The 24,605-nt window shown below is 54.6% G+C and carries 22 protein-coding genes; 17 read left to right on the top strand and 5 right to left on the bottom strand.

Annotated elements, in window-relative coordinates; genetic code table 11:
• Nucleotides 1-73 precede the first annotated feature (73 nt).
• Nucleotides 74-1,810 carry an NAD-dependent malic enzyme gene (locus tag KKG35_12760; GenBank protein MBU1738996.1) on the bottom strand — a complete coding sequence of 579 codons (1,737 nt, stop codon included), beginning with the start codon at nt 1,808-1,810 and terminating at the stop codon, nt 74-76.
• A 168-nt stretch (nt 1,811-1,978) separates the two neighbouring features.
• On the opposite strand from KKG35_12760, the gene KKG35_12755 reads away from it, so the two are divergent.
• The 11 genes from KKG35_12755 (at nt 1,979) to KKG35_12705 (ending at nt 13,798) form a co-directional block, all read left to right on the top strand.
• Nucleotides 1,979-3,019 (top strand): KamA family radical SAM protein, encoded by a 1,041-nt coding sequence (locus KKG35_12755; GenBank protein ID MBU1738995.1) that lies wholly within the window; start codon nt 1,979-1,981, stop codon nt 3,017-3,019.
• A gap of 22 nt (nt 3,020-3,041) precedes the next feature.
• Nucleotides 3,042-3,974: a universal stress protein gene (locus KKG35_12750; GenBank protein ID MBU1738994.1), complete on the top strand. Its 933-nt coding sequence runs from the start codon at nt 3,042-3,044 to the stop codon at nt 3,972-3,974.
• Nucleotides 3,974-5,425 carry a transglutaminase-like domain-containing protein gene (locus tag KKG35_12745; GenBank protein ID MBU1738993.1) on the top strand — a complete coding sequence of 484 codons (1,452 nt, stop codon included), beginning with the start codon at nt 3,974-3,976 and terminating at the stop codon, nt 5,423-5,425. Before KKG35_12750 ends, KKG35_12745 begins: the two co-directional genes overlap by 1 nt.
• A gap of 61 nt (nt 5,426-5,486) precedes the next feature.
• Nucleotides 5,487-6,251 carry an ABC transporter ATP-binding protein gene (locus KKG35_12740; GenBank protein MBU1738992.1) on the top strand — a complete coding sequence of 255 codons (765 nt, stop codon included), beginning with the start codon at nt 5,487-5,489 and terminating at the stop codon, nt 6,249-6,251.
• Between the two features lie 202 nt (nt 6,252-6,453).
• Nucleotides 6,454-7,971 carry a sensor histidine kinase gene (locus KKG35_12735; protein ID MBU1738991.1) on the top strand — a complete coding sequence of 506 codons (1,518 nt, stop codon included), beginning with the start codon at nt 6,454-6,456 and terminating at the stop codon, nt 7,969-7,971.
• Entirely contained in the window at nt 7,958-8,623 is a 666-nt protein-coding gene (locus tag KKG35_12730) for a response regulator transcription factor (GenBank protein ID MBU1738990.1), read from the top strand. The genes KKG35_12735 and KKG35_12730 overlap by 14 nt, the downstream gene beginning before the upstream one ends.
• A gap of 145 nt (nt 8,624-8,768) precedes the next feature.
• On the top strand, nt 8,769-9,611 hold the full coding sequence (locus tag KKG35_12725; protein MBU1738989.1) for a sulfite exporter TauE/SafE family protein: 843 nt from the start codon (nt 8,769-8,771) through the stop codon (nt 9,609-9,611).
• A gap of 117 nt (nt 9,612-9,728) precedes the next feature.
• Nucleotides 9,729-10,820 carry an LbtU family siderophore porin gene (locus KKG35_12720; protein MBU1738988.1) on the top strand — a complete coding sequence of 364 codons (1,092 nt, stop codon included), beginning with the start codon at nt 9,729-9,731 and terminating at the stop codon, nt 10,818-10,820.
• A 44-nt stretch (nt 10,821-10,864) separates the two neighbouring features.
• Nucleotides 10,865-11,890, top strand: coding sequence for an energy-coupling factor ABC transporter permease (locus KKG35_12715; GenBank protein ID MBU1738987.1), 1,026 nt, complete (start codon nt 10,865-10,867; stop codon nt 11,888-11,890).
• Nucleotides 11,891-12,227: 337 nt separating this feature from the next.
• Nucleotides 12,228-13,046, top strand: a complete 819-nt coding sequence (cbiQ, locus tag KKG35_12710) for a cobalt ECF transporter T component CbiQ (protein ID MBU1738986.1) — start codon at nt 12,228-12,230, stop codon at nt 13,044-13,046.
• Nucleotides 13,043-13,798 (top strand): energy-coupling factor ABC transporter ATP-binding protein, encoded by a 756-nt coding sequence (locus KKG35_12705; GenBank protein ID MBU1738985.1) that lies wholly within the window; start codon nt 13,043-13,045, stop codon nt 13,796-13,798. Before cbiQ ends, KKG35_12705 begins: the two co-directional genes overlap by 4 nt.
• Before the next feature lie 263 nt (nt 13,799-14,061).
• On the opposite strand, the gene KKG35_12700 is transcribed toward KKG35_12705, so the two are convergent.
• Both KKG35_12700 and selD read right to left on the bottom strand, forming a co-directional pair.
• A complete protein-coding gene (locus KKG35_12700; protein ID MBU1738984.1) occupies nt 14,062-14,847 on the bottom strand; it encodes a sulfite exporter TauE/SafE family protein in 786 nt (261 codons plus the stop codon).
• A gap of 79 nt (nt 14,848-14,926) precedes the next feature.
• Nucleotides 14,927-15,979, bottom strand: a complete 1,053-nt coding sequence (gene selD, locus KKG35_12695) for a selenide, water dikinase SelD (GenBank protein MBU1738983.1) — start codon at nt 15,977-15,979, stop codon at nt 14,927-14,929.
• Nucleotides 15,980-16,229: 250 nt separating this feature from the next.
• Here selD and KKG35_12690 point away from each other — a divergent pair, with 250 nt between their 5' ends.
• The gene (locus KKG35_12690) at nt 16,230-17,117 is read left to right on the top strand and encodes a LysR family transcriptional regulator (GenBank protein ID MBU1738982.1); all 888 of its coding nucleotides are present in this window, start codon (nt 16,230-16,232) and stop codon (nt 17,115-17,117) included.
• A gap of 221 nt (nt 17,118-17,338) precedes the next feature.
• Here the strand turns inward: KKG35_12690 and KKG35_12685 are convergent, their stop codons facing one another.
• Nucleotides 17,339-17,722, bottom strand: coding sequence for a response regulator (locus KKG35_12685; GenBank protein MBU1738981.1), 384 nt, complete (start codon nt 17,720-17,722; stop codon nt 17,339-17,341).
• A gap of 227 nt (nt 17,723-17,949) precedes the next feature.
• On the opposite strand from KKG35_12685, the gene KKG35_12680 reads away from it, so the two are divergent.
• From KKG35_12680 to KKG35_12660, 5 genes are all read left to right on the top strand, one after another.
• Nucleotides 17,950-19,584, top strand: coding sequence for an AAA family ATPase (locus KKG35_12680; GenBank protein MBU1738980.1), 1,635 nt, complete (start codon nt 17,950-17,952; stop codon nt 19,582-19,584).
• A 1-nt stretch (nt 19,585) separates the two neighbouring features.
• Nucleotides 19,586-20,332, top strand: coding sequence for a general secretion pathway protein GspB (locus KKG35_12675; GenBank protein ID MBU1738979.1), 747 nt, complete (start codon nt 19,586-19,588; stop codon nt 20,330-20,332).
• Between the two features lie 158 nt (nt 20,333-20,490).
• Entirely contained in the window at nt 20,491-20,850 is a 360-nt protein-coding gene (locus tag KKG35_12670; GenBank protein ID MBU1738978.1) for a PilZ domain-containing protein, read from the top strand.
• The gene (locus KKG35_12665) at nt 20,847-22,502 is read left to right on the top strand and encodes a hypothetical protein (GenBank protein MBU1738977.1); all 1,656 of its coding nucleotides are present in this window, start codon (nt 20,847-20,849) and stop codon (nt 22,500-22,502) included. The genes KKG35_12670 and KKG35_12665 overlap by 4 nt, the downstream gene beginning before the upstream one ends.
• Before the next feature lie 83 nt (nt 22,503-22,585).
• Nucleotides 22,586-24,115: a YifB family Mg chelatase-like AAA ATPase gene (locus KKG35_12660; protein ID MBU1738976.1), complete on the top strand. Its 1,530-nt coding sequence runs from the start codon at nt 22,586-22,588 to the stop codon at nt 24,113-24,115.
• Nucleotides 24,116-24,246: 131 nt separating this feature from the next.
• Here the strand turns inward: KKG35_12660 and KKG35_12655 are convergent.
• Nucleotides 24,247-24,605 (bottom strand): hypothetical protein (locus KKG35_12655; GenBank protein MBU1738975.1); only part of this gene is annotated, 359 nt, incomplete at its 5' end.

Below are 24,605 nucleotides of genomic sequence, written 5' to 3'. Positions count from 1 at the left end.
CCAAAAGCCGCCGAGTTATATCGCCCGGTGATCCCTTCTTCCTCCGGCTCCTTCTCTCCCTCTCCTTTTTTTATCACAATGAAACCAACGGCAGATACTCGGGCTTCCAGCGCATTTTCTCGATCAGGACCGCCAGTTTTTCTTCACTGTTTTCATGCCAGTAGGAGCTGAACACACATGGCCGGCTTACCCCCTGCCTGATCGCGGCCTGCCCGACCGCCAGCGCCACCTTCCGGCTTACCTCCCGCAGCTCGGTCACCGGGGGATAGAGGATCCCTTTTGCCAGATCGGCCGCAGAAACACATTCCGAGACCGCATGGGCGGCTGCCGTAAAAAACTGCGGCAGGATCTCCTTGGCGCCTGAAGTGAGAACTCCCAGGCCGACCCCGGGAAAAACAAACACGTTATTGCCCTGCCCGACCCGGATTTTTTTCCCGTCGACCGCTACCGGTTCAAAAGGACTGCCGGTGGCCACCAGGGCACGTCCTCCGGTCCATTCATAAATATCCTGCGGCACCGCCTCGGCCTTGGAGGTGGGGTTGCTGAGAGGCATAATCACCGGGCGCTCACAGTTGCCGAGCATCGCCTCCACCACTTCCCTGCTGAAACAGCCCGTCTGCCCTGAGGTACCGATAAGGACCGTTACCCCCGCTTTTCTGACCACATTGAGCAGGTCGCCATCCTTCTCTCCGCCATACCAGGAGAGATCCGCGATATTTCTGGCAAACCGGCATTTATAGGGGTCGTTCTTGTGGCAGGAAGTGACCAGACCGCGACTGTCGATGGTAAAGATCCTTTTCAAGGCCTCTTTCTCAGTCATCCCCAGCTCAACCAATCCGGCCAGAATCTGCTCGGCAACCCCGATTCCGCCTGCGCCGGCTCCATGCACCAGATATGTCTGGTCCTCCAGTCTTTCGCCCTTGATCTTCATGGCGCTGATCACCCCCGCCAGGGTCACCGCCCCGGTCCCCTGGATGTCATCATTAAAAGAGACCAGGTCATGCAGGTAGGCATCACGGATCGCATAGGCGTTCTGCTTGGAAAAATCCTCCCACTGGCAGATGGCATTCGGGAATATCCTGCTGAAGGCCCGGGCGAACTGCTGGAGAAAATCGACATACTCGTCACCGGTCAACCGCTCATGCCGCCAGCCGAGATAATTTTCGTCTTCCAGAAGAGTCTGATTGTTGGTGCCCACGTCAAGGGAGATGGGCAGGCAATGCCACGGTGCGATCCCCGCCCCTTGCGTGTAGAGCATGAGCTTGCCGAGACAGATCGCGATCCCGCCGGCGCCCTGATCGCCGATCCCGAGAATCCCCTGGTTGTCGGTAACCACCGCCACCCGGATGTCGCGATACAGATAACGGCGGAGAATGGTCTCGGCCTTGCCGATGTTCCCCGGATAGAAATGAAGGCCATTGGCGGTCCTGAACATCGAGGAGTACTGCTGGCAGGCAAGGCCGACAGTCGGGGTGTAGATGATCTTCATATATTTTTCGATGTCGCTTCGAATGACCGCGTGGGCCAGGGTGACGTTGCGATCGAAAAGGGCCCGCATGTAAATAAACCGTTCAATATCATCAGCCTTTTCGGCCACCTTCCGGTTCGAGTCAATGACCTGCCGCTTCAGGGGCCTGACTGCGGGGGGCAAACTGCCGGAGAGGTTCAGCTGCTTTCTCTCCTCATGGGTAAAAGCGGTCCCCTTGTTGGTATAGTTGCTCGCCAGAACAGCCGACCCTCTGGTGTAGAGGAGGATTTCGGAAGTATTGCCGAACTCGTCATATCTGAAACCATGTGTGCTTTGCGGCATAACAGATCTCCTTGAACCGTTTGAACAGCTTGAACCACTTGAACAGTTTGAACGGTTAAACCCGCTTGAACGGTTTGAACGGTTCATTTCCATCTAAATCAAGTATACTGATCTCCCTGATTTGAGCAAAGGGATTCTCAACAACTCATTCCGATAAAGAAAAGGTCGATGAAACACTGGCGGAAAATACTCGCTGAAAGCATAAAAAACCCCGATGACCTGCCCGTAAATCTGCGACCGGATGGGAAGGATTCCCTGACGGTAACAGAAAAGTACCCGATGCGGATCAATCCCTACTATCTGGGGCTGATCAGAAATAAGGGCGATGCCCTCTGGCGGCAGGCGGTCCCCGACCCCCTTGAACTGAACGACCACCTCTGCCACGTCGACCCGCTGGGCGAGGAAGATCTGTCTCCCGTTCCCAACCTGATCCATAAATACCCGGACCGGGTCCTGTTTCTGGTCCACAATCAATGCGCCATGTACTGCCGGTTCTGCACCAGAAAGAGAAAGGTCGGCACCGGGGGTTTCCCGGTAAACCGGAAGTCCATCGAATCGGGACTGGACTATATCAGGCGGAACCCAACGGTCCGGGATGTGCTGGTTTCCGGGGGCGACCCGTTGCTTCTGGAGGATGATCATCTGGAATGGATTCTCGCCGGTCTGCGAAGTATTCCCACGGTCGGCATCATCCGGATCGGCAGCCGCGTCCCCTGCACCCTGCCGATGCGGGTCACTCAAAAACTCGCCCGGCTGCTGAAAAAATTTCACCCGCTCTACCTCAACACCCATTTCAATCATCCGGATGAGATCACCCCTGATTCTGCCGCGGCCTGCAACAGATTGGCCGACGCCGGCATTCCTCTGGGCTGCCAGACCGTCCTCCTGAAAGGTGTCAACGACAACCCGGAAATCATAAAAAAATTAATGTACGGGTTGTTACTGATCCGGGTAAAGCCCTATTATATATTTCAGGGAGACATGACCAGAGGGACCGACCATTTCCGGACGCCGATCGAAACGGGCCTTGAAATCATGAGGCAGCTCACCGGATTCACCTCGGGGATGGCGGTGCCCCGTTTGGCGATTGATCTCCCCGGCGGATTCGGCAAAGTCCCGCTGGCCCCCGAGTATATGGTCAACCGGGGCCGGGAAACCGGGTTCAGAAATTATCGGGGTCAGTACTGCACATACCTTGACCCGGATTGAAAGGAAAAGTGCCTCAGGAATCATGGAAAGAAAGATCCTCATCGCCGTCGACGGCTCCATTCACACCACCAATTCCCTGAACTATCTCTGCGGACTGTTCAGGGAGATGGACGAGGTGAAGTTTCACCTCCTGACCATAGTGCCCTGCGCGAGCCTTCCCCCCGGCAAGGAATGGATGGATGAGCAGGAACTCATGAACTGCCTCCCTCCCGCGGCGATAAAAAAAGTCCGCGCGGCCCGCAGCGCCGTAAAAAAAGCGGTGCAGAAACTTGAGCAGAACGGCATCGCCGCCGACAGAATCACCAGCGACACCAAACTCGCCCGGGGGTCCATTGCCGCCGATATCCTCGGCGAGGCCCGCCGTGGCCTGTATGACTCTCTGGTCATCGGCAGACGCGGGTTAACAAAGATTGAGGAGCTTGTGATCGGCAGCATCTCCAACTCGATCGTTGCCGAGTCGCACGATGTTCCGCTCTGGATCGTTGATGGCCAGGTGGATTCAGATAAATTCCTGCTCCCGGTCGACGGTTCCTACTGTTCGCTGATGGCTGCAGACCACCTCGCCCATATCATGCAGGGGAATCATAAGTGCCGGATCACTCTCTTCCACTCCTCGGCGATGTTCGGCGGAATGGGCAAAACCGATCAGGACCACCTTTACGAACTGTGGGGCAGAGAGTGGTGCGAGGAACACCTCGGCAGGCCGGACAGCCTTTTCCATGCCCCGAAACAGATCCTGATCGAAGGGGGTATTGCCGAGGACAATATCACCTGGCTCCACACCTTCACCGGGATCTACCCGAGCCGGCAGATCCTCCGCCAGGCCCTGATCGACGGCTTCGGGACCATCGTGATCGGCAGACGTCTTGACAAGGGGCGCAAGGGGCTGTTCCGAGGTGTATCGGACGCCCTGATCCTGATGGGCCAGGAGCTGGCAATCTGGGTCGTCGGCTGATGCAGAAGATCAGCCCGGCCACTCTGATAAGACTCTCTTTACTCGTCTTGTGGGTGGTTCTCTTCGGACTGCTCCTCAAACGTGACTACTTCATCGAACGCCTTGACCTTCGGGAGGCGAGGGTCATCCAGAAGGGCCGGGAGGAGAGTTTCAGCGGCGTCTATTTTCAGAATGAACGCATCGGCTTTGTCAATAACCGGCTGACCCCGGTTGCTGACGGCTTTCAGCTGACCCAGGAAGCCCTCCTGTTGCTGAACATCCTTGAACAGCGGCACCGGGTGGAATTAAAGATCAGCGCGCGACTCGATCCGGCCATGCTGCTCCGGAATTTCGACTTTCAGCTCGAATCTCCGTTCTACAGCATGACCGCCAAGGGACAGGTGGAAGGGAAAACAGTCCGTTTCACCATCACCACCGGCAAGGAAGAGATCAATGATTCCGTCACTCTGGACCACCCCCCATTCCTCGCCACCAATCAGCGAGGCTACCTGCTTGAGCGAAAACCTGAACCCGGCAGCAAGATCCGGATACCCTATTTTGACCCGGTTTCCCTTTCCGGAAAAGATACGGTTCTGGAATATAAAGGATATGAGAAAATCCTGCTCGCCGGCAGAATCCATCGTCTCCACCATTTCACAGAATCCTTCTCCGGAATGCAGATCAATTCCTGGCTGGATGATGACGGCAAGGTGATCAAGGAAGAATCCCCTGCCGGGTTTACCTTTCTCTCGGAACCGGAATTCAAGGCTACCGACCTCCCGACACAGGGCAGGGAGATTCTCTCCAGCGTTTCCGTGCCGGTCACCGGTGTGATGCCAGGTGATTATGCGACCAGAGAAAAACTGCTCTTCCGCCTTTCGTTTCCGGAGGAAGCCGAAGTGGAAATCGACAAGGACCGGCAGCGGCTGAATCACGGGGTCCTTTCGGTCGTTCTTGAGCCCCTGCCCGCGGCAAATGCCCGCGCCTGCGAAGGCCCGCCTGCCGAACTTTCGGCAACACCTTATATCCAGTCCGAACACAGTGAAATTTCCGGACTGGTTGATTCTCTGGTCGAAGAGACCATGAACGATCTGAAAAAAGTCAGGGCCATTGCCGACTGGGTGTTCAAAACCCTTGAAAAAAGACCGGTGCTGGGCATCCCCGATGCACTCACCACCCTGCGCATGAAAAAGGGCGACTGCAACGAACACGCGGCCCTTTTCGCTGCCATGGCCAGAAACGCCGGGATTCCCACCAGGATTGTGGCAGGTGTTACCTATCACCAGCAATCATTTTATTACCACGCCTGGAACGAGGTCTGCCTCGACGGGCAATGGCTGTCCCTCGACACCACGAAAAACCAGATCCCGGCCGACGTCACCCATATCAAATTCGTCGAGGGGGAAACCAAAGAGCAGATCAAAATCGGCGGCCTGCTCGGGCGCCTGCAGATAGAAATCGTTCCGGAATAACCGTCGCAAGGTGAAACAACAGATTATGACTAACGGTCCTGATGGGAAAAATGAAAAGAGGATGATCCATGTCGAAAACCTGACCAAGGAGTTCGGAGGCTACAAGGCTGTTGACCATGTGAATCTCTCGGTACAATCAGGAGAAATCTTCGGCTTCCTTGGTCCGAACGGCGCAGGCAAAACCACCACCATCAAAATGCTCGCCGGACTCCTGAAACCCGACCGGGGCAACATTTTTATCGGCGGCAGGGATCTGGCAATTGAGCCGCAACTCTGCAAGAAGATCACCGGCTATATCCCCGACCGTCCATACCTGTACGAGAAACTTACCGGAGACGAGTTTCTGCAGTTTATCGCCAGCCTTTATGAAGTTTCCCCCTCCCGCTTTGCCAAACTGGTCCCGGAGTATCTGGGACTGTTTGATCTTTCCGAATGGCGCCACCATCTCATCGAGAGCTATTCGCACGGGATGCGCCAGAAACTGATCATCACCTCCGCCTTTATCCTGGAACCGCCGCTGATCGTCGTCGATGAACCAATGGTCGGCCTCGACCCCAAGAGCGCCCGGATCGTCAAAGAACTCTTCAGAAAGCACGCAAGAAATGGCGGCACAGTCTTCCTCTCGACCCACTCCTTGGAGATCGCCGAAGAACTCTGCGACCGGATCGCGATTATCATCCAGGGAAAAATCAATAATATCGGCAACATAGACTCACTGCGGGCCGAAGCGAAAATGGCTGGATCAAAACTCGAGGACATCTTCCTCGAACTGACCGGGGCGTATGAGTTGCAGGAGGTAATCAACGCCCTGCGGAGTGACGAGTGAAGAGTGAAGAGAGAAGAGAGAAGAGAGAAGAGAGAAGAGAGAAGAGAGAAGAGAGAAGAGAGAAGAACCGTCAGAGATCCCTGTTTCGATGTCAAGCGATATTCATGACAATATCCTGAATTTATTATAAAAAAGTACCTTTTTTGCAAATCGCCTGACTGGCGGTTTGAGACGGTATCATTCATTCATGGGGGAGTCAAAAGTGATCAAGCTGAGTCTACGCAACAGGTTTATCCTGTACTTCTCCCCGCTGATCGTCTGCATCTTTGCTTTTGGAATTTACAATATCCGGACCTTTGCCTTTATCCACAATCATTTCGAGAAACTGCAGCAGGACGTGACGCCAACCGCCATCGCGATGCTGGAACTCAAGAAAATCCTGCTCTCCCTTGAATCGGGGATCAAAGAAAAGCGCATTGACAAACAGCAGGTTGCCGAAAGCATCAGGCAACTGAAAAAGCTTGTTTCTGCCCACGGCGATCATGAAAATCTGGAAACGAATCCAACAGAGAAAGCCTCTCACGATACGATGCATCATGTGATCCGGACCATGAGCCTCTCCGAATATATTATCAACCAGGCGGAAACGGGCTGGCAGGACTCCGAATTAGCAACCGTTGCCGAGATGATCCATCAGGAACTGATTTCCCTAGGGCCGGTTCTCGATGAACACCTGCAGATCCATCTGCAGCAATTGACCGAGACGGAAGACTTCCTTTCCCTGAAATATCAGCACACCCTGATTTTTGTGAGCCTGGCCGGCGCGGCGGTTATGGTTCTCGCGGTCATTATTTTCATGGCCATGATGCGTTCCGTTCTCGGGCCGGTAAAAATACTACAGGAAGGGACCAGGCAGATCGGCGCCGGCAATCTGCGGCACCGGCTTGCCATTTCCTCCGGCGATGAATTCGAATTTCTCGCTGAGGAGTTCAGCAAGATGGCCGATAAACTCTCGCAATACCATGAAAGCCTTGACCTGAAGGTTCAGGAAAGAACCCGGGAACTTCTGGATGCAAACTCCGAATTGCAAAAGGCGGAAGAGCAGGTCCACTTTCTGTCGCAGGAGCTGCTTGAGGTCCAGGAAGCGGAGCGGCAGCAGATATCTCTGGACCTCCACGACAACGTGGCCCAGGAGTTGTCGTCATTAAAGGTGGCCAGTGAATCGATTCTGGAAGATGCTTCCCAGGGCAAGAGCGTCGAGACCAGGGAAATCGGCGAATGGGCCAGCCTCCTTGACCGCTGCATCAAGACCGTCAGGGAACTCTCCTACAACCTGCGTCCTCCCGGTCTTGAACAGATCGGCTTGCCGAGCGCCATTTCCGATTACTGCCGGGACTTTACGCGAAAAAACAACATCGGTGTCAACTTTTCCAAAGCCGGGGTCGATACATTGCAGCTGGAATTCAATTATGCTATTAACATTTACCGACTGGTGCAGGAGGCCTTGAATAATATCAAAAAACACGCCGACGCCCGAACGGTGGAGGTGAAAATGGTCTCCTCCCACCCGAATCTCATCCTCCGCATCGAAGATGACGGCCGGGGATTTGACCTGGACGCCGGATACCTGAAAGCAAGAAAGAACAAACGCTTTGGCTTGCTCGGAATGCGGGAAAGGGTCCGGATGATGCACGGCGCTTTCAGGATTCAGGCAACTCCCGGCCAGGGAACAAGAATATTTATCGAAATCCCACTGGACCCGACCGATGTCAAACAATAAAAAAATTGTCGTTATTGATGATCATGATACCTTCCGGACAAGCCTGAAGCAGATCATCAACAAATTCCCGGGATTTGAAGTCGCAGGTGAAGCTTCAGACGCCAGAAACGGTGAAATCGTGGTCGGCGAAATCAGTCCGGATCTGGCCGTGGTTGATTTGTCGCTACCGGACAAGAGCGGTATCCAGCTGACCCGAATCATCAGGACCATCCGCCCGGCAACCCGCATCGTCATCGTCAGCATGCATTCGAAAATCGACTACATCCTCGGTTCATTACGGGCCGGCGCTCTAGGCTATATTGTCAAAGAATCCGTTTCAAGATGTCTGTTGGATGCTTTGCAGGCCGCCCTGAAAGATGAGTTCTACCTCGATGCCGCCCTTTCCCAGGAAATAGGGGCAAGGCTTCTTGAAACCGCCGAAGCGGCGGATGTCTCCGACACCGGTTACGGGAATCTCACCTCACGGGAACAGGAGATTCTGCGTCTTCTCGCCCAGGGCGTCGCCGCGAAAGACATCGCGGAAAAGCTCTTCATCAGCGCCAAAACCGTGACCAATCACCGGGCGAATATTTTGAGCAAACTCGAACTGCATAGCACCGCCGATCTGGTCAGATATGCTGCAAAGCTCGGGTTGCTCGAAGATATCGCCTGAAGCAACTCCGTTCGTCCTCCCACCTGATCCTTATCACCTTGCCCGACCTCCCCGGGCATTTATCCCGGCAAAATGAGGCGCAGACCTTATTGCCCGGGCGACGATAATTGTTTTAAGTCACGGAACGAACCTTGGGGGGCTTTTCATGACTGATACACTCATGCTTTATTCCGGCGCAATCACTCTCGGCGCTCTTCATGCCTTTGAACCCGGCCATGGCAAAACTTTAATTGCCGCCTACATGATCGGCAGCAGAGGCAAGGCCTGGGACGGCTTTATCCTGGGAGCGATTGTTACCTTTACCCATACCTTTAGTGTTATTCTCCTCGGGATAATCGCGAAGCTCCTGTCGACAAGCTATTCGGCGACCGAACTCCATAACTGGCTCGGGCTGGTGTCGGCGGCGATCATCATCGTGGTCGGAATCTGGATGCTGCGCCAGAGACTATTCGGGCATTCCGGACATCACCACTTTCATCTTTTCGGGAAAGGCCACAGCCATCACGACCATGTTCATTCAGACCATCACCAGCATGATCATCTTGACCACCATAGCCACAACCACCGGCATGATCAGCATGAGCACCACCCCGGCGATGAGCCGCATCAGCACCCTCACCCACATTCCCACAGCCATGCCGCCCATCAGCCTGAACAGGCTAAAATCGCATCGTACAGCAAGTGGGACCTTCTCCTGCTCGGCATATCCGGCGGCATTATTCCCTGCCCCGCCGCCATTGCCACTTTGCTGGCAGCAGTTGCCGCCGGAAGAATCGCCCAGGGGCTGAGCATCACCATCTTCTTCAGTCTCGGTCTGGGTCTGGTGATGATGGGGATCGGAGTCGCCCTGTCCCAGGCCGGTCGCTTGACCGGAAAGATCAGCGAGAATCTCGAATTCGGCCGCCGCATGGGTATAGCCAGCGCTGTCCTGATTGTTTTTCTTGGTTCCTACACCATGTTCCACTCAGTCAGAAACATCTGGTTTTAGGAGCTGTTTTCAAGGCCCTCCGGCGGGGCCTTTTTTTAAGCATCCCGGTGTTACTTTTTTGTGATTTGTAACACCAGAACCCATTGCCTTTATCAATTTATTTTAAATGGAGGAGTGATGTCTAAAACCACCGCGCTGTTGCTGATCCCGTTAATACTCCTGTCCCTTGCCCACCAGGCTCAGGCGGACGACTCAGCGGAAATCGAAAACCTTCGCCGCCGCCTGGAAAAACTGGAGGGAAGGGAGACGGAAACGGAAGGCTTCAATATTACCGAAGCCGGCAAGCTTCTGAACATCTGGGGCGTCGTTGAGATTGAAGCTGGCTACCGGGATACCAAGGATCTTCCGGCTGAAAGCGACATCTCTGTCGCCACAGCCCTGATCGGTTTCGACGCCAGATTCAATGATCGGGTCGAGGGGCGTATCGCCCTGCTCCACGAAGAAGGGGAAGAACCGGAAGTGACCGTTGATGAAGCCCATCTCAGTGTTTCCTGGGCAAACGTCATCGCTGGAGATCTTACATTGACAGCCGGGAAAAAATATCTGCCTTTCGGCAACTTCAACAGCTCGATGGTCAGCGACCCTCTTACCCTGGAACTCGGGGAGACCAGCCGCACCCTCCTGATGACCGGCTGGAAGAGAGGCATGGTCGAAGCTCAATTCGGGATATTCAACGGCGCTCACGACACCACGGGCCATGATGTCATCGATAACGGGGTCGCGTCCCTGGCGATTACCCCTTCCAACATATTCGGATTCGGAATTTCCTATATGTGCGACCTGGCCGAAACCAATGGCGACCTGCTGGCCGATGCCACAACGGAGTACGAGGACAATGTCAATGCTCTCAGCGCCTACCTGTCGCTTAACCTCTCGTCGGTAACCGTCAGCCTGGAATACCTTGGCGCCTTGAAGAATTTTTCCACCAGCATGCTGGCCGATCCGGATCATGCCGCCGAACTGACCGGAAGCAAACCGAGAGCCTGGTTCGGGGAGGCTGCCTATGCCCCGAACGACGCCTGGAGTTTCAGCGCCCGGTACGAGAAGGCAAAGCACTACCAGGACGATGTGGCACGATATGGCGTAACCGGCAGTTATGGCCTCTATGAAAACACCGTCCTCTCGCTTGAATACCTGTACAGCGATTATGACAAAACTACCGAAAACAAGGCTTCTCAGGTAACGCTTCAGCTTGCCCTGGAATTCTAAAGACGAACATTTGTGTTCAGCACAACCAACAAGGAGAATGAACCATGCATATGGCAGACGCTTTACTTTCACCCGCTGTGGGCGGTACCATGTGGGCCGCCACCGCCGCCGCCACCTTTTACAGCTCGAACAAGGTTAAAAAGAGCCTTGACGACCACAAGATTCCGTTGATGGGGGTCCTGGCAGCCTTTGTTTTCGCCGCCCAGATGATCAACTTCACCATTCCCGCCACCGGCTCCAGCGGCCATCTCGGCGGAGGACTGCTGCTGGCGATACTTCTGGGGCCGCACGCCGCCTTTCTCGCCATCGCCTCGGTGCTGACCGTCCAGTCCCTGTTCTTCGCCGATGGAGGGCTGCTGGCCCTGGGCTGCAACATCTTCAACCTCGGGGTTTTTCCCTGCTTCATTGCCTACCCGCTGATCTACAAAAAAATCGTCGGGAATCGTCCGACTCAGGCCAGGCTGATGATCGGCAGCGTGATTGCCGCGGTGATCGGTCTGCAGCTGGGCGCCCTCGGGGTCGTATTGGAGACGACTGTTTCCGGGATTACCGAACTGCCCTTCTCGTCTTTTGTCATCATGATGCAGCCCATTCATCTGGCCATCGGCATCGTTGAAGGCCTGGTCACCGCCGGGGTCATCTCCTTCATCTGGCTGAATCGCCCGGAAATTCTGGAAAAAGCCGCCGCCGACCAGCCCCTCGGTTCTTTACGGATGAAACCGATTCTGCTCGGTCTTGCTCTGGTCACGGTATTCACGGGCGGGATCCTTTCCTGGTATGCCTCGGAGCATCCGGACGGGCTGGAATGGTCGATGTTCAAGGTTTCCGGCCAGGAAGAACTGGAAGCGCCGAAAGGAATCCACCACGCTCTGGAAGGAATGCAGGAAAAAACCGCCTTTTTACCTGACTACGGGTTCAAGGAAACGGCAGAAAATGACTCGGGCAAACTCGGCACTTCGGTGGCCGGACTGGTCGGTGGACTGCTGGTTATGCTGCTTGGCATAGGTATCGGCGCACTCTTGAAAAATCGTGCAGTCACCAATCATGGGAAAGTTATACCCGAAGGGTGAAACAAAAGGGTTTTGGCGATTTTTTCCTGCCTGTGTTCACAAGAAGCCGGAAGCCAGGAGTCAGAAGCCAGGAGAAAAGCTTAAAGCTTAAGTTGAGCAGCTCGCCTGCTCGTACGAAACTTATACCCGAAGGGTGAAAAGCTTAAGTTGAGGAGCTTGTCTGCTCGTATGAAACTTATTCCCCTCAAGGGGTACTGAAGTGAGTCCCCGAAGGGTGAAAAAATCAAACATTCCGGCTCCCGGCTCCTGACTTCTGGCTCCTGGCTCCTGCATGACTCTGATTCATTAAGACAATTCGGAAAGTTGAGATTAACTGTTCCCCCGGGAAACAGCGTCAATGTCGGAAAAAATTAATCGGGCCTTTTACGATATCGGCCATCTGGACAGTCTGGCCGAAGCGGACACCCCCCTGCATCGCCTTGACCCACGGGCCAAAGTCCTGGTCACTGCGGTATTCATTATCTGCGTGGTCTCCTTTGACAAATACGAAATCGCCCGGCTCCTGCCCTTCTTTCTCTACCCGGCCCTGCTGATCGGGCTCGGCAACCTGCCTCTGGGTTTCCTACTCCGCAAGTTGCTGATGGTTTCGCCCTTTGTCATCTTCATCGGCATCTTCAACCCCTGGCTGGACCGAACTGTTCTTTTACATCTTGGTTCTTTGCACGTTACCGGCGGCTGGCTTTCCTTCATCTCTCTTCTACTGCGCTTTTCGCTCACCGTTGGTTGCGCCCTGATCCTCATTGCCTCCACCGGCTTTCCGGCCTTTTGCATGGCCCTGGAAAAATTGGGGGCGCCCAGGATACTCGCCGTCCAGCTCTTGCTCCTCTACCGTTATCTTTTCATCCTGATCGGCGAAGCCATCCGGATGATCCGCGCCCACTCCCTGCGTTCTTTCAACCGCAAGAGCGGAATCTCCTTCAAAGTCTTTCTGCAAATGCTGGGCAACCTGCTCCTCCGCACCATTGATCGTGCCCAGAGGATTCACCGGGCCATGCTCTCGCGCGCCTTTACCAGAGAAATACGAATCGTCAGACAGTTCAGCTTTGGATACGGGGAAGCCATGTTTCTGATAGGCTTCAGCGGATTATTTATTGTATTACGCCTGACCGATGTCGCGGATTTACTGGGGCGCCTTTTACTGGAGATCAGCCGATGAGCCATCATATCGTTGAAATCAAAGATCTGAAGTTTCATTATCCCGACCGGACACCCGCCCTTCAAGGCGTCTCGTTCCGGATTAAGCACGGCGAGTCGGTGGCCATTGTCGGCGCCAATGGCGCGGGGAAATCCACCCTGCTCCTGCACCTGAACGGCTATCTCACCCCCAGCGAAGGACTGGTGAGAATCGGCGATTATCAGCTCACCCCCCAAACCCTGCAGGAAGTGCGCCGCACTGTGGGGATGGTCTTCCAGGACCCCGACGATCAGCTCTTCATGTCAACCGTTTTCGATGACGTGGCCTTCGGCCCTTTAAACCTCGGATATACAACGGAAGAAGTCGCAATCAGGGTGGAAAAAGCGTTGGAGACGGTGGGGGTCACACATCTTAAAAAACGACCTCCCCACCGTCTGTCTACCGGTCAGAAGCGGCGGGTGGCGATCGCCTCGGTGCTCTCCATGAGCCCGGACATTCTGGTCATGGATGAGCCGACCGCCGGACTCGATCCACGGGCCCGCACCCAGCTTATCTCTCTTCTGCAAACCTTCAAGCACACCAAGATCATCGCCACCCACGACCTCGATCTGGTCGTGGATCTCTGCGAGAGAACCATCATCATGCACGACGGCAGGATTTGCGCCGACGGACCATCCATGGAGATATTCAACAACGAGAACCTCCTGGCCGCCTCCTGTCTGGAAAAACCCTTAAGGATGCAGGGGTGCCCGATATGCGGGCGAAAGGAGTGAAGAGTGAAGAGAGAAGAGAGAAGAGAGAAGAGAGAAGAGAGAAGAACCGTCAGAGATCCCTGTTTCGATGTCAAGCGACATTCATGACAATACACTGAAATTATTACAAAAAAGCACATTTTCAAATCGCCTGACTGGCGCTTCAAGACGATATAATTCATTCATTGGGAGTCAAAAGTGATCAAGCTGAGTCGGAACCAGCTCTCCCAGGTTTTGCGCCCTCGGCGACAGGCAGCAAGAAGATTTCAGGGGATGTCACAGCTTCAGGGAAAACTCTGCACGGCTGAAATTCCTATTCTGATCGCAGCCAGGGCGATGAGGATTGCCAGCAAGGTCCGCAGGCGGGCGACCTGAACTTTGCGGCTGAGCAGACTCCCGAAATGGGCCGCCGGAATGACCGTCAGGATAATCGGCAGCGTCAAGGGCCAGACGATCTGTCCGGTCAATGCCTTGCCGAAAAAGGCGGCGAGAGACGAGAGAAACACGATCGCCAGATTGCTGCCGATGGCGATTCTGGTGGGGACCTCTACAAAAGATGTCATCAGTGGAATAAGGAGAAAGGATCCTCCCTGGCCGACCAGACCTCCCAGAAGTCCGACTGCTCCCGCTGCAGAAACAGCCTTCAGGCGACTGAAAGAAAATCCGGCAACGTCAGGCTCTTCACTTTCGGCTCCGGCAGGAATGAACATGAGAACCGCCGCACTCAAGGCAAGCAGGGCAAATATTGTGAGGAGAATGTCGTTCGACACGTACCCCGCCGCAACCCCTCCTGTCAGGGCGGTGATGAATATTGTTATGCCCATCCAGCCCGTGAGCGACCTGGAGACAAATCGGAACTGATTATGGGTCACCGCGCCCGACAGGCAGGCGACAAGCCCCTGGACAATGGTCAGCCCGGCCACATCCCGCATGGGGAGAGGCGGAAATCCAAGCCACTCGGGAACGTAGAGAAGCAGCGGGGCCATGATAATGCCGCCGCCGATGCCAAGCATCCCAGACATGAAACCGGCAAAGGCGCCAAGTATGGCTATAACGAGGAACATTTCCATTTCAGCAGCCACCTGTCCGGATGATTCCGGTTCATGGTCAGCATGATCTTCTCATGATTGTAGATAAAGATTGAGAAGCTCACTCCACGGTGATGCCGATCGGCTCATCGGTCACTTCACCGATACAGGTTGCAACCGTCACCCCGTTTTTATGCAGCGCCGAGAGCAACCCGTCCGCCTGGGATTTTGGCACCGAAAGCAAAAGCCCTCCGGAGGTCTGCGGGTCATACAGCAGTTCGTCTTCATGACTCGTAAGGGTTGCGTGCAGGTCGAGAATGTGCTTTGCCACCATGGCCCGATTTGCCTTATTGCTGCCGGTGGTTTCGCCCTTTTTGTACATCTCAAGGGCGCCGGGATAAAAAGGCAGGCTTTTATGCCTGACCCGAACCCTGGCATTCGACCCATGGGCCACTTCAAGCAGATGCCCGAGAATGCCGAACCCGGTAATATCGGTGCAGGCGTGGAGATCAAACTGCAAGGCGGTTTCCATCGCCTTATCATTTAATGCCGCAAGGAAAGGCAGGACGTTTTTCTCGATTTCCGTAAACGACAACCTTCCGGACCGGACGGCATTGAAGAGCACACCGGAGCCCAATGGTTTCGTGAGAACAAGCGCGTCCCCCGGCCTGGAGCCGGCATTGGTGATGATCCGGTCGGGGTGGACGATCCCGTTCACACAAAGACCATATTTCGGCTCCTCATCGTCAACCGTATGCCCCCCGACGAGGCAGGCCCCTGCCTCGACCACCTTGTCAAAGCCGCCACGGAGGATGTCCCTCAACACCCCCATGTCCAGTTGTTTGGAGGGAAACATCACGACATTGAGGGCGGTCAATGGCTTGCCGCCCATGGAGTACACATCGGAAATGGAATTGGCCGCCGAGATCTGGCCGAACCAGTATGGATCATCAACCGGCGGGGTGATAAAATCCACAGTGTTGATCATCGCAATCTCATCGGTAAGCCGGTACACAGCGGCGTCATCGGCTGTCTCGATACCGACCAGGAGATTTGGATCGGAGGGCGGGGGAAGACCCGCAAGCGCGTCCGACAGATCCGTCGGACCGATTTTGGCAGCTCAACCGCAAGTCCGGGCCAATCCGGTGAGGGTTTTCTTTTTAAAGATCTGCATAACTCGCTCCTTTTTATAAAAAATATTTATCGCTTAGAATATTTGCATCAGAAATTTGGATAATAAACTCGCATTCCTTGTCCGTCAAGAGTAAAACCAAATAAGAAAGGAGCCCGAAATCAAACCAGACCAATTGACCGTTTTTCTTCAGGGCAGAAGGTGCGGTAACGAGAGAGATTCTGTAGAATGATATGCTCGGGAATGCAGCAACGATTGCCTCCCAACTTGCAAACCCTGAGAGGTGAACACCATGGAAACAAGACAGCTGAAAACCTTCATCGCCGTCTATAAAACCGGCAGCTTTACCAAAGCGTCCGAGCTGCTCGCAACCAGCCAGCCGGCGATCAGCGAGCACATTAAGAATCTGGAGAAGAACCTCGGCTGCAAGCTTTTTGACCGGCTGGGGCGATCAATCCGCCCCACGAGAAAAGCCGATGTCCTCTACCCGAAAGCACTGGTGATCATCGACGACCTCAACCGACTGGAAAACGAGCTGGCCGCCGAGGATCTCTGCGTTTCCGGAGAACTTGTCATCGGAGCGAGCAGCATCCCCGGAGCGTATCTCCTGCCCCGCCTGGCCACGGTATTCAAGACAAAGCACCCGGAAATCTCCTTTGAAATCAGAATCGCGGATTCCGGAGAAATCATTGATTCAGTATTGAACCACGACCTCCTGATAGGAATCGTCGGGACCAGGACCCCTTCCAAAAACCTGAAATTCGCTCCTTTTGTGGATGACGAATTGGTCCTCGCCGTTTCGGCAGGCAGGAAAATAGACAGCGAGATTCCAATAGCAGACCTCTTCAAACTCCCCTTTCTGTTAAGAGAAAAGGGATCAGGAACCAGAAAGTCCGTTGAAGAGGCGGGCCTGAGAAATAAAATCGAAATGGGACGGCTGAACACGGTTGCCGTGTTGGGCTCAAATGCCGCAATCAAGGAGGCGATCAAGGAAGACCTTGGAGTCTCCATTCTTTCCCGCATCTCAATCTGTGACGAACTGGAAAGTGGCAGGATAAAGGAGGTCGCGGTAAAGGGGCTGGCCATGAAACGGACGTTCTATGCTGTTACCCTGCAGGAGCGGACCCTCCCGAATCACTATAGCGTCTTTCTCAGAAGCCTTCTCCAGATCGGGAATTAAGTGAAGAGTGAAGAGTGAAGAGTGAAGAGTGAAGAGTGAAGAGTGAAGAGTGAAGAGTGAAGAGTGAAGAGTGAAGAGTGAAGAGTGAAGAGTGAAGAAAACTGTGGGCTACGCTTGCCGGAATGTCAAGCATTATTGCGATATCTAGCTGTGTTTATTACATAAACACCCACATCCTGTCTGTACCATGCATCCTCACTCCCCCTCGCCAATTCCTTTCGTCAGTCCATATCCGGATACGGATGCAGTCCCAGCTGTTTCCGGACGGCAACTTCGAGAAAATTGACCGGATAGGGCTTGGGCAGATATTCGTCGGCACCCAGTTCAAAACCGAGGACCCGATCGTGTTGTTCATCCTTGCCGGTCAGCATGATGATCTTGATGTGCCTGGTCTCTTCGTCGTTTTTCAGTTCCTTGCAGACATCCCGGCCGTCCTTGCCGGGCATTAGAAGGTCGAGGATCACAAGGTCGGGATTCTCTTCCCTCGCAAGCTTCAGGGCATCATTGCCGTTATAGGCATTCAGCACCTCAAACCCTCCATCCTGCAGGTGTTCAGTGTAGCTTAAATGGATAATTTCCTCGTCATCAACCAGAAGAATTTTCATTTCATCATCCCGTCAGTAGTTTATGGGTAATATCAAGTGCTACCAAAAATCATTTCTGACAAGCAAGAATTATTTAACCCGTTCTCATTTTAACCTGTTGTAATCCTGCTCATAATTTAATAATTATTCCCACGGTCGACGATTCTTGCCAATTTCCCGACAGAGCGTGTATATTTGACTTCCTGATTCCAACACTTGATTCAAATTTTCCATATAAAACAGGGCCCATGTACAGCAAGCACTTCAACCTCGATGAGAACCCTTTCTCCATCGCCCCCGACCCTCGTTATCTGTACATGAGCGAGAAACATCGGGAGGCGCTGGCCCACCTGTTGTACGGGCTTGAGACCGACGGCGGGTTCGTTCTCCTCACCGGGGAGGTCGGCACCGGCAAGACCACCGTCTGCCGTTGTCTGCTGGAACAGCTCCCGGAAAACATCACCATCGCCCTGGTTTTGAATCCAAAGCTCACCTCCCTGGAACTCCTTGCCACCATCTGTGATGAACTCGGCATCGATTACTCTCCGGATCAGACCACGAACAAAACCCTGGTCGACAAGATCAACCGCTATCTTCTGGAAAAGCATGCGGAAGGCCGGAAAACCGTGCTGATCATCGATGAAGCGCAGAATCTGGAGATTGAAGTCCTGGAACAGCTCAGACTGCTCACCAATCTCGAAACCAACCAGCGGAAACTTTTGCAGGTTATCATTCTCGGACAGCCCGAACTCCGTGACATCCTGGCCAAACCGGAGATGCGACAGCTCGCCCAGCGGATTACCGCCCGTTTTCATCTTGGCCCGTTGCACAGAAATGAAGTCGGCCCCTATATCAGCCACCGGCTGGCGGTTGCCGGGCATCGCAAAAAGCTGTTTTCCGACCGGGTGATCGGCAAGATCTACGAAATGACCGGGGGCATCCCCCGCCTGATCAATGTCCTGTGTGACCGCTGTCTGCTTGGGACCTATGTACAGGGCAGGGAGATCGTCAACAGCCCGACTCTGAAACAGGCGGGCAAGGAAGTCTTCGGCAAGGAGAAGAAACCCCTCTTTACTGCCAGACCCACCCTTCTGTGGCTGGGAGTGATTGCAACAGTTTGCGCTGCCGCGATCCTGCTGAACTATGAGCGCCTCATTCCCATGAACGGCGACGGCGATAACACTTCTCAAAATATTGTCGGCGAAAGTCCAAACGCTACAGATGATCCAGTAAAGACAAAAGAGTCTTCCTTACGCCCGGAGCAGGCTCCGTCAATGGCGAGCGGAACCGTGGAACTTGTCTGGCCCGACGAAATCCCGAGATCGGCAAGCCTCACCCTCGGCTACCGGGAACTTTTCAGTCGTTGGGGGAAAACGTATGCGGAAGAAAGCGAACTTCCCATCTGCCTCCAGGCCAGAGAACAAGGGCTTGACTGCCTGCACCGGAAAGGAAGTCTTGGCGGACTGAGCCATCTCGACCGCCCGGCACTGTTGAAAATGGTTGACCGCAACGGCGCCGAGTTTTTCGCACCGCTGGTAAAACTCGGAAACGACCAGGCAACCTTCATCATCAACGGTGAAGAAAGGAGTGTTCCCGCCGCCGTCCTCGATCGACAATGGTTCGGCGCCCACACCATTCTCTGGCAACCGCCTCCTGAATTCGATGAGGTGCTCCGGACCGACTCCGAATCCGCCTCCTCCTGGTTGCGGGAGAAGCTTGCCCTGATCACCGGTGAAGACCTTGCCGACCGCGAACTGCTGCCGGTGATCCGCGCCTACCAGAGCAGAGAAGGGCTGATTGCCGATGGAATCGTCGGCCCTGAGACTATCATCCATATCAATTCCAGCACCGGGAACCCGGGACCAAGGCTTAAGGGGAACTGAAATGTCATTTATCCTAGATGCCCTGAAGAAATCAGACCAGGAAAGAAAAAAGGGGGAAATCCCGAACCTGAACACCGTCCAGGATTTGTCCGGCACAAAAAAAAGACCTGCCCGGCCGCCCTGGGTGCTGATCCTGATCGCCGCCTTTGCACTTAACGGCCTGCTGTTCGGAATCTGGCTCTCTTCCGACCGTTCCGGCAACACCCTCCCACCGGTTCCGGCGACCGCGGTTTCCGACAACCGGATAGCATCCTCCGACCCTGTCGATACCCCGGCGGCTGAGCCCGCGCTCCCTGCAGATACTCCTGTGGCAGCAGCACCCGAAGTCACTGCCGCCCCGGCCGTAACTGCAACTGAAACGGAAACAGCTTCACCCGTTCAGGAAGAGAACACTGCCGATGCAGCTGGAGAGACCCTTCCGGCAGAAGTTCCGGACACTGAATACCTTGTCCCGGCCGATGAAGTGACGGATCCATTCGAAGAAACCGAACAGGTTGATTCTGGACCGGCCCGACCGATAACCTACGAAAAACTGCCGACTGAACTCAGAAACGAACTGCCGAAACTGAAAATTTCTCTCCACTATTATTCCGACTCCCCTTCTTCCAGAAAGGCGAGCATCAATGGCCGGATGATGCGGGAAGGACAGGAAGTCGGCAAGGGTCTCATTCTTCATGAAATCACCCGTGAAGGGGTTATTTTTTCTTACCGGAAAATCCTGTTCAGCTACCAGGTTTTTAACCGCTGAACCATTGCCCTTTTCTCCGGCAGAACATTTATTCGTTTGACATGCCCCTCTGAAAATTCATAAAATCAGAGTACAGGGCAGGGTCATTCCAGATCCGCTGATTACTCTTAACTATTTCCTCTGCCCGCCAAGCCATGCCAAAGGAACAGGACAACTCGATGGCCAAGAAAACAAAAGATGAGGAACGCCGCGAACACAAAAGGTTCAGAGCCAAATCCGGCACCTGTGCCGTTGAATCAAAGGCCGGCGAGATCATCGACATCAGCATGGGCGGCCTCGCCTTCAGCTACGTCGACCATGGCGATTGGACCGACGAGTCCTTCGACCGGGGCATGCTGTTCGGTGAAAAAGACCTCTGCGTTGAAGATCTGCCGCTGAAAATCATCTCCGATTGCGCGATCAACAGCGGCCTTTCCATCATCAGACGGTGCGGGGTAAAATTCGGTGAACTGACCCCGAAACAGCTCTCACAGCTTGAATACTTCATCTGGGCCAATACCGAAGCCAAGCAGAAGTGATCAGAACGCTCCTTCTCCCCTTTCGCTGTTCCTTCCGGAACCGTTTTTTCCCCCCGGGCAGTTTTCCTTTTAAAACTCTCGCCGCAACGCTGTTCAGCCTCGCTATCTGTGCGGTGCTCTACCTCGTAACCGTCAAAGTGGTCGGCTATTTCCACCGCCAGAACGAGCTGGGAATTATCCTGAGCCTGAAAATCTTCCAGATGGCGTGGATCATTCTCTTTGCCATGCTGATCTTCTCCTGCATGGTCTCGGCGGTATCCACCATGTTTCTCTCCCAGGATAATGAGATAGTCTGTTCCGCTCCGGTCTCGGCTGAAGATCTTTACGGCATGCGTTTTATCACCACCGCCATCTACACCTCATGGATGATGGTCGTCTTTTCAATCCCGATTTTTGCCGCCTACGGCACCGTCTTCAGGACAGACTGGCCCTACTGGCTGCTGATGCCACTCACCATCACCGCCACCGCTTCCGTGGCAACCGGGACCGGCACCCTGGCCACCATAATTCTGGTCAACCTCTTCCCGGCCCGGCGGACCAAGGACATCGTCCTCTACCTTTCCCTCTGTTTCGGGATCTTCATCTACATCCTGTTCCGGCTGATGCGCCCCGAAGACCTGGTCAATCCGGACAAATACAGTCACTTCGTCGATTACCTGTCAAGCATCTCGACCCCGGCCGCACCCTATATCCCGGCGGCCTGGGCGGCAAACCTCCTTTCGCTCTATCTGCTCGACCGGGAAATAGACTGGCTGGTCTTCGGACTGATCGTGATCAGTCCTTTTGCCCTCTATTTCATCGGTGAGTGGGCAATGAAACGCTGGTTCTTCAACGGCCTTTCCAAGTCACAGGAATCATTCGGCGGCTACCGGAAGTTTTCGACCACGACATACCGCCCCCGGGCCTGGTTCTGGATCTTCGCCAAGGAGAGCAAACTCTTCATCCGTGACTCGGCGGAATGGTCGCAACTGTTCATGATTGCGGCCCTGATCATCGTCTACCTCTACAACTTCAAAATGCTGCCGGTGGACCGCTCGTTCTTCCAGGAAGAGTATGTCACCAACCTGATCTCTTTCTTCAACATCGGCCTGGCAGGTTTCATCATCGCCTCTCTCTCCGCCCGTTTCGTGTACCCATCCATCGGCGGTGAGGGCGGCGCTTTCTACATCATTCGCAGCTCACCACTCCCCCTGGGTCGTTTTCTGTTCAACAAATATCTCTACTACGTGATTCCTTTTACCGTTTTGGGCCTGTTGCTGGTGGTTGCCTCCGACCACCTGCTCAATATCGAAGGCCCGATGCTGTGGATCTCGATCACCAGCATCCTCCTGATCACCTGGACCGTCGTCGCCCTGGCCCTCGGTTTCGGCGCAATCCACGCGGACTTCAAAGCCGAAAGCAGGGCTGCGGCCCTTGGCGGAATGGGCGCCATTCTCTTTTTGTTCACGGCCATGACCTACGAGATCCTGTTGCTCAGTTGCGGCTTTTACCCGATCTACGGCCTGGTCAAGAGCTGGATGAAAGGCGAGCCTCTGGCCCCGGCCCATCTTGCCTTAATGGCCGGCTGGTTCGCCATGTTCCTGGTTGCCGGCATAATTCTCGCTGTATTTTTTATGAGAAAAGGTTTAAATAAACTCCGGACCGTTTCCTGACACCCGGAATGCCTGTTGCTAATCGGTTTTCCACAACGCTTTCCCCATAAATCAGCACCGCAAAGGTTCCCGAAGACACGACCATGCTTGCCAAAATATTCACCGGAACAGTGTACGGGGTCGACGGTCTGCTGATCGAGGTCGAGACCGATATCTCTCCGGGGCTGCCCGTCTTTGCAACCGTCGGTCTGGCCGAAGGCGCGGTCAGGGAGGCCCGCGACCGGGTAAAGTCGGCGATCAGAAATTCCGGGTACTCCTTCCCCAACCGGAGAATCACCGTAAACCTCGCCCCGGCCGACCTGAAGAAAGGCGGAACCGGGTATGATCTGCCCATCGCCTTAAGCATTCTCCTCGCTTCCGAGACCATCACCAGCGAAATCGCAACTCTGTACGCCTCCATCGGCGAACTCTCCCTCGACGGCAGTGTGCGGAGAGTCAACGGGGTGCTGCCGATGGTCCTCGCCGCCCGCAAAGCAGGGCTCAAAGGGGTGATCGTGCCCGTTGAAAATTGCGCTGAAGCTGCTGCCGTAGAAGGAATTTCGGTGATCGGCATTGCCACTCTCTATGAAGCGGCGGAATTTCTGGCCGGGCTCAGAACGATCAACCCGTCCCAACAGACCGGTCTTGAAGAAAATCATTACCCGAAACACGAACCGGACTTTTCCGAGGTTCGTGGCCAGGAACATGTCAAGAGAGCGCTGGAGATCGCCGCAGCCGGGAACCACAACGTCCTGATGCAGGGCCCCCCTGGTTCCGGCAAGACCATGCTGGCGAGAAGACTGCCTTCAATTCTGCCCGAGCTCACCTTTGAGGAGGCGCTGGAGACCTCGAGAATATACAGCGTCATGGGGCTGCTGCCTGCCGGCGGGAGATTGATGCGCCATCGGCCGTTCCGCGCGCCCCACCACACCATCTCCGATGCGGGGCTGATCGGCGGCGGCCAGATCCCGAAACCGGGTGAAGTGACCCTGTCGCACAACGGCATCCTCTTTCTCGATGAGCTCCCGGAGTTCAGGAAAAACGTTATCGAGGTCCTGCGCCAACCGATGGAGGACTCCACCGTCACCATCTCCCGGGCCGCCACCTCAATGCGGTTTCCCGCCGCTTTCCTGATGGTGGCCGCCATGAACCCCTGCCCCTGCGGCTACCTTGGCGACCCCGGGCATCAATGCACCTGCACCCTGCCCCAGATCCAGCGCTACAGCAGCCAGATCTCGGGGCCGCTCCTTGACCGGATCGACATTCATGTGGAAGTGCCCGCCGTTCCGTTCAAGGATATCAAGGCCACCGCTCCGGCCGAGCAGTCTTCGCTGATCCGGGAAAAAGTCTGCCGGGCGAGAGCGATTCAGGAGAGAAGATTTGCCGGTGCCGCCCCGGGCTTCACCAACAGCCGGATGGAACCGCGCGACCTCGACAAGCACTGCCGCCTGGATGATGCCTGCCAGTCTCTTCTCGAAAAAGCCGCCCATCGGCTCTCCCTTTCCGCCAGGGCCTGCCACCGGGTGATCAAGATCAGCCGGACCATCGCCGACCTGGCCGGCGAGGAGAACATCGGTTCCCAACACATCGCCGAGGCGATTCAATACCGACGCTCATCGCCGAGAATCTGTTGAAACATGAAATAACATCAGGATTGTGACACGAAAATCTGTTGGACATCTGAAGCGGGGGAGAAGGCCTGTATCAATCCTGATTCAGACCGTTCGGCGGGGACATCCCGGAAAGCAGAGATGTAGTGAGACATTTACTGATACGTTAGACCAACCATCGTATCATTACGATTTGTCATATAAAAAGAGAAGAAACCGCAACAGTTTTCGTGATAGTTATGAATGAAGTCTATCTGCTCTTCAGATAAGCAATTGACGTAGCGTTCCCGTTTCTCTGCCTTCATTTTTCTGACATTTCTGACCGGACATTTCGAATTGGAGAAGTCATCTCCCAGAGGGCATTCTTTATTCAGCAAACTATACAGAAATTCCTTCTTCTCCGAGAGGCCGGTCAATCGTCTCTTCTCTTCCGGGATGGTAACCATGGAGGTAATCGCACCACCACAGAGATCCGTCTTATAATAAAACTTCATGCAAGCCCCCTTACATAAAT

The organism is Pseudomonadota bacterium (assembly GCA_018823285.1).
GTDB lineage: Bacteria > Desulfobacterota > Desulfobulbia > Desulfobulbales > JAGXFP01 > JAHJIQ01.
The sequence above is the reverse complement of the archived record's forward strand: the minus strand, read 5'-3'. Positions and strand labels throughout refer to the sequence as shown.

Coding starts and splice junctions, on each gene's coding strand:
- KKG35_12670 (MBU1738978.1), top strand. CDS start 20,491: ATGGCCAAGAAAACAAAAGATGAGGAACGCCGCGAACACAAAAGGTTC.
- KKG35_12680 (MBU1738980.1), top strand. CDS start 17,950: ATGTACAGCAAGCACTTCAACCTCGATGAGAACCCTTTCTCCATCGCC.
- KKG35_12750 (MBU1738994.1), top strand. CDS start 3,042: ATGGAAAGAAAGATCCTCATCGCCGTCGACGGCTCCATTCACACCACC.
- KKG35_12675 (MBU1738979.1), top strand. CDS start 19,586: ATGTCATTTATCCTAGATGCCCTGAAGAAATCAGACCAGGAAAGAAAA.
- KKG35_12760 (MBU1738996.1), bottom strand. CDS start 1,810: ATGCCGCAAAGCACACATGGTTTCAGATATGACGAGTTCGGCAATACT.
- KKG35_12715 (MBU1738987.1), top strand. CDS start 10,865: ATGCATATGGCAGACGCTTTACTTTCACCCGCTGTGGGCGGTACCATG.
- KKG35_12755 (MBU1738995.1), top strand. CDS start 1,979: ATGAAACACTGGCGGAAAATACTCGCTGAAAGCATAAAAAACCCCGAT.
- KKG35_12685 (MBU1738981.1), bottom strand. CDS start 17,722: ATGAAAATTCTTCTGGTTGATGACGAGGAAATTATCCATTTAAGCTAC.
- KKG35_12720 (MBU1738988.1), top strand. CDS start 9,729: ATGTCTAAAACCACCGCGCTGTTGCTGATCCCGTTAATACTCCTGTCC.
- cbiQ (MBU1738986.1), top strand. CDS start 12,228: ATGTCGGAAAAAATTAATCGGGCCTTTTACGATATCGGCCATCTGGAC.
- KKG35_12745 (MBU1738993.1), top strand. CDS start 3,974: ATGCAGAAGATCAGCCCGGCCACTCTGATAAGACTCTCTTTACTCGTC.
- KKG35_12740 (MBU1738992.1), top strand. CDS start 5,487: ATGATCCATGTCGAAAACCTGACCAAGGAGTTCGGAGGCTACAAGGCT.
- KKG35_12725 (MBU1738989.1), top strand. CDS start 8,769: ATGACTGATACACTCATGCTTTATTCCGGCGCAATCACTCTCGGCGCT.
- KKG35_12705 (MBU1738985.1), top strand. CDS start 13,043: ATGAGCCATCATATCGTTGAAATCAAAGATCTGAAGTTTCATTATCCC.
- KKG35_12700 (MBU1738984.1), bottom strand. CDS start 14,847: ATGGAAATGTTCCTCGTTATAGCCATACTTGGCGCCTTTGCCGGTTTC.
- KKG35_12660 (MBU1738976.1), top strand. CDS start 22,586: ATGCTTGCCAAAATATTCACCGGAACAGTGTACGGGGTCGACGGTCTG.
- KKG35_12730 (MBU1738990.1), top strand. CDS start 7,958: ATGTCAAACAATAAAAAAATTGTCGTTATTGATGATCATGATACCTTC.
- KKG35_12690 (MBU1738982.1), top strand. CDS start 16,230: ATGGAAACAAGACAGCTGAAAACCTTCATCGCCGTCTATAAAACCGGC.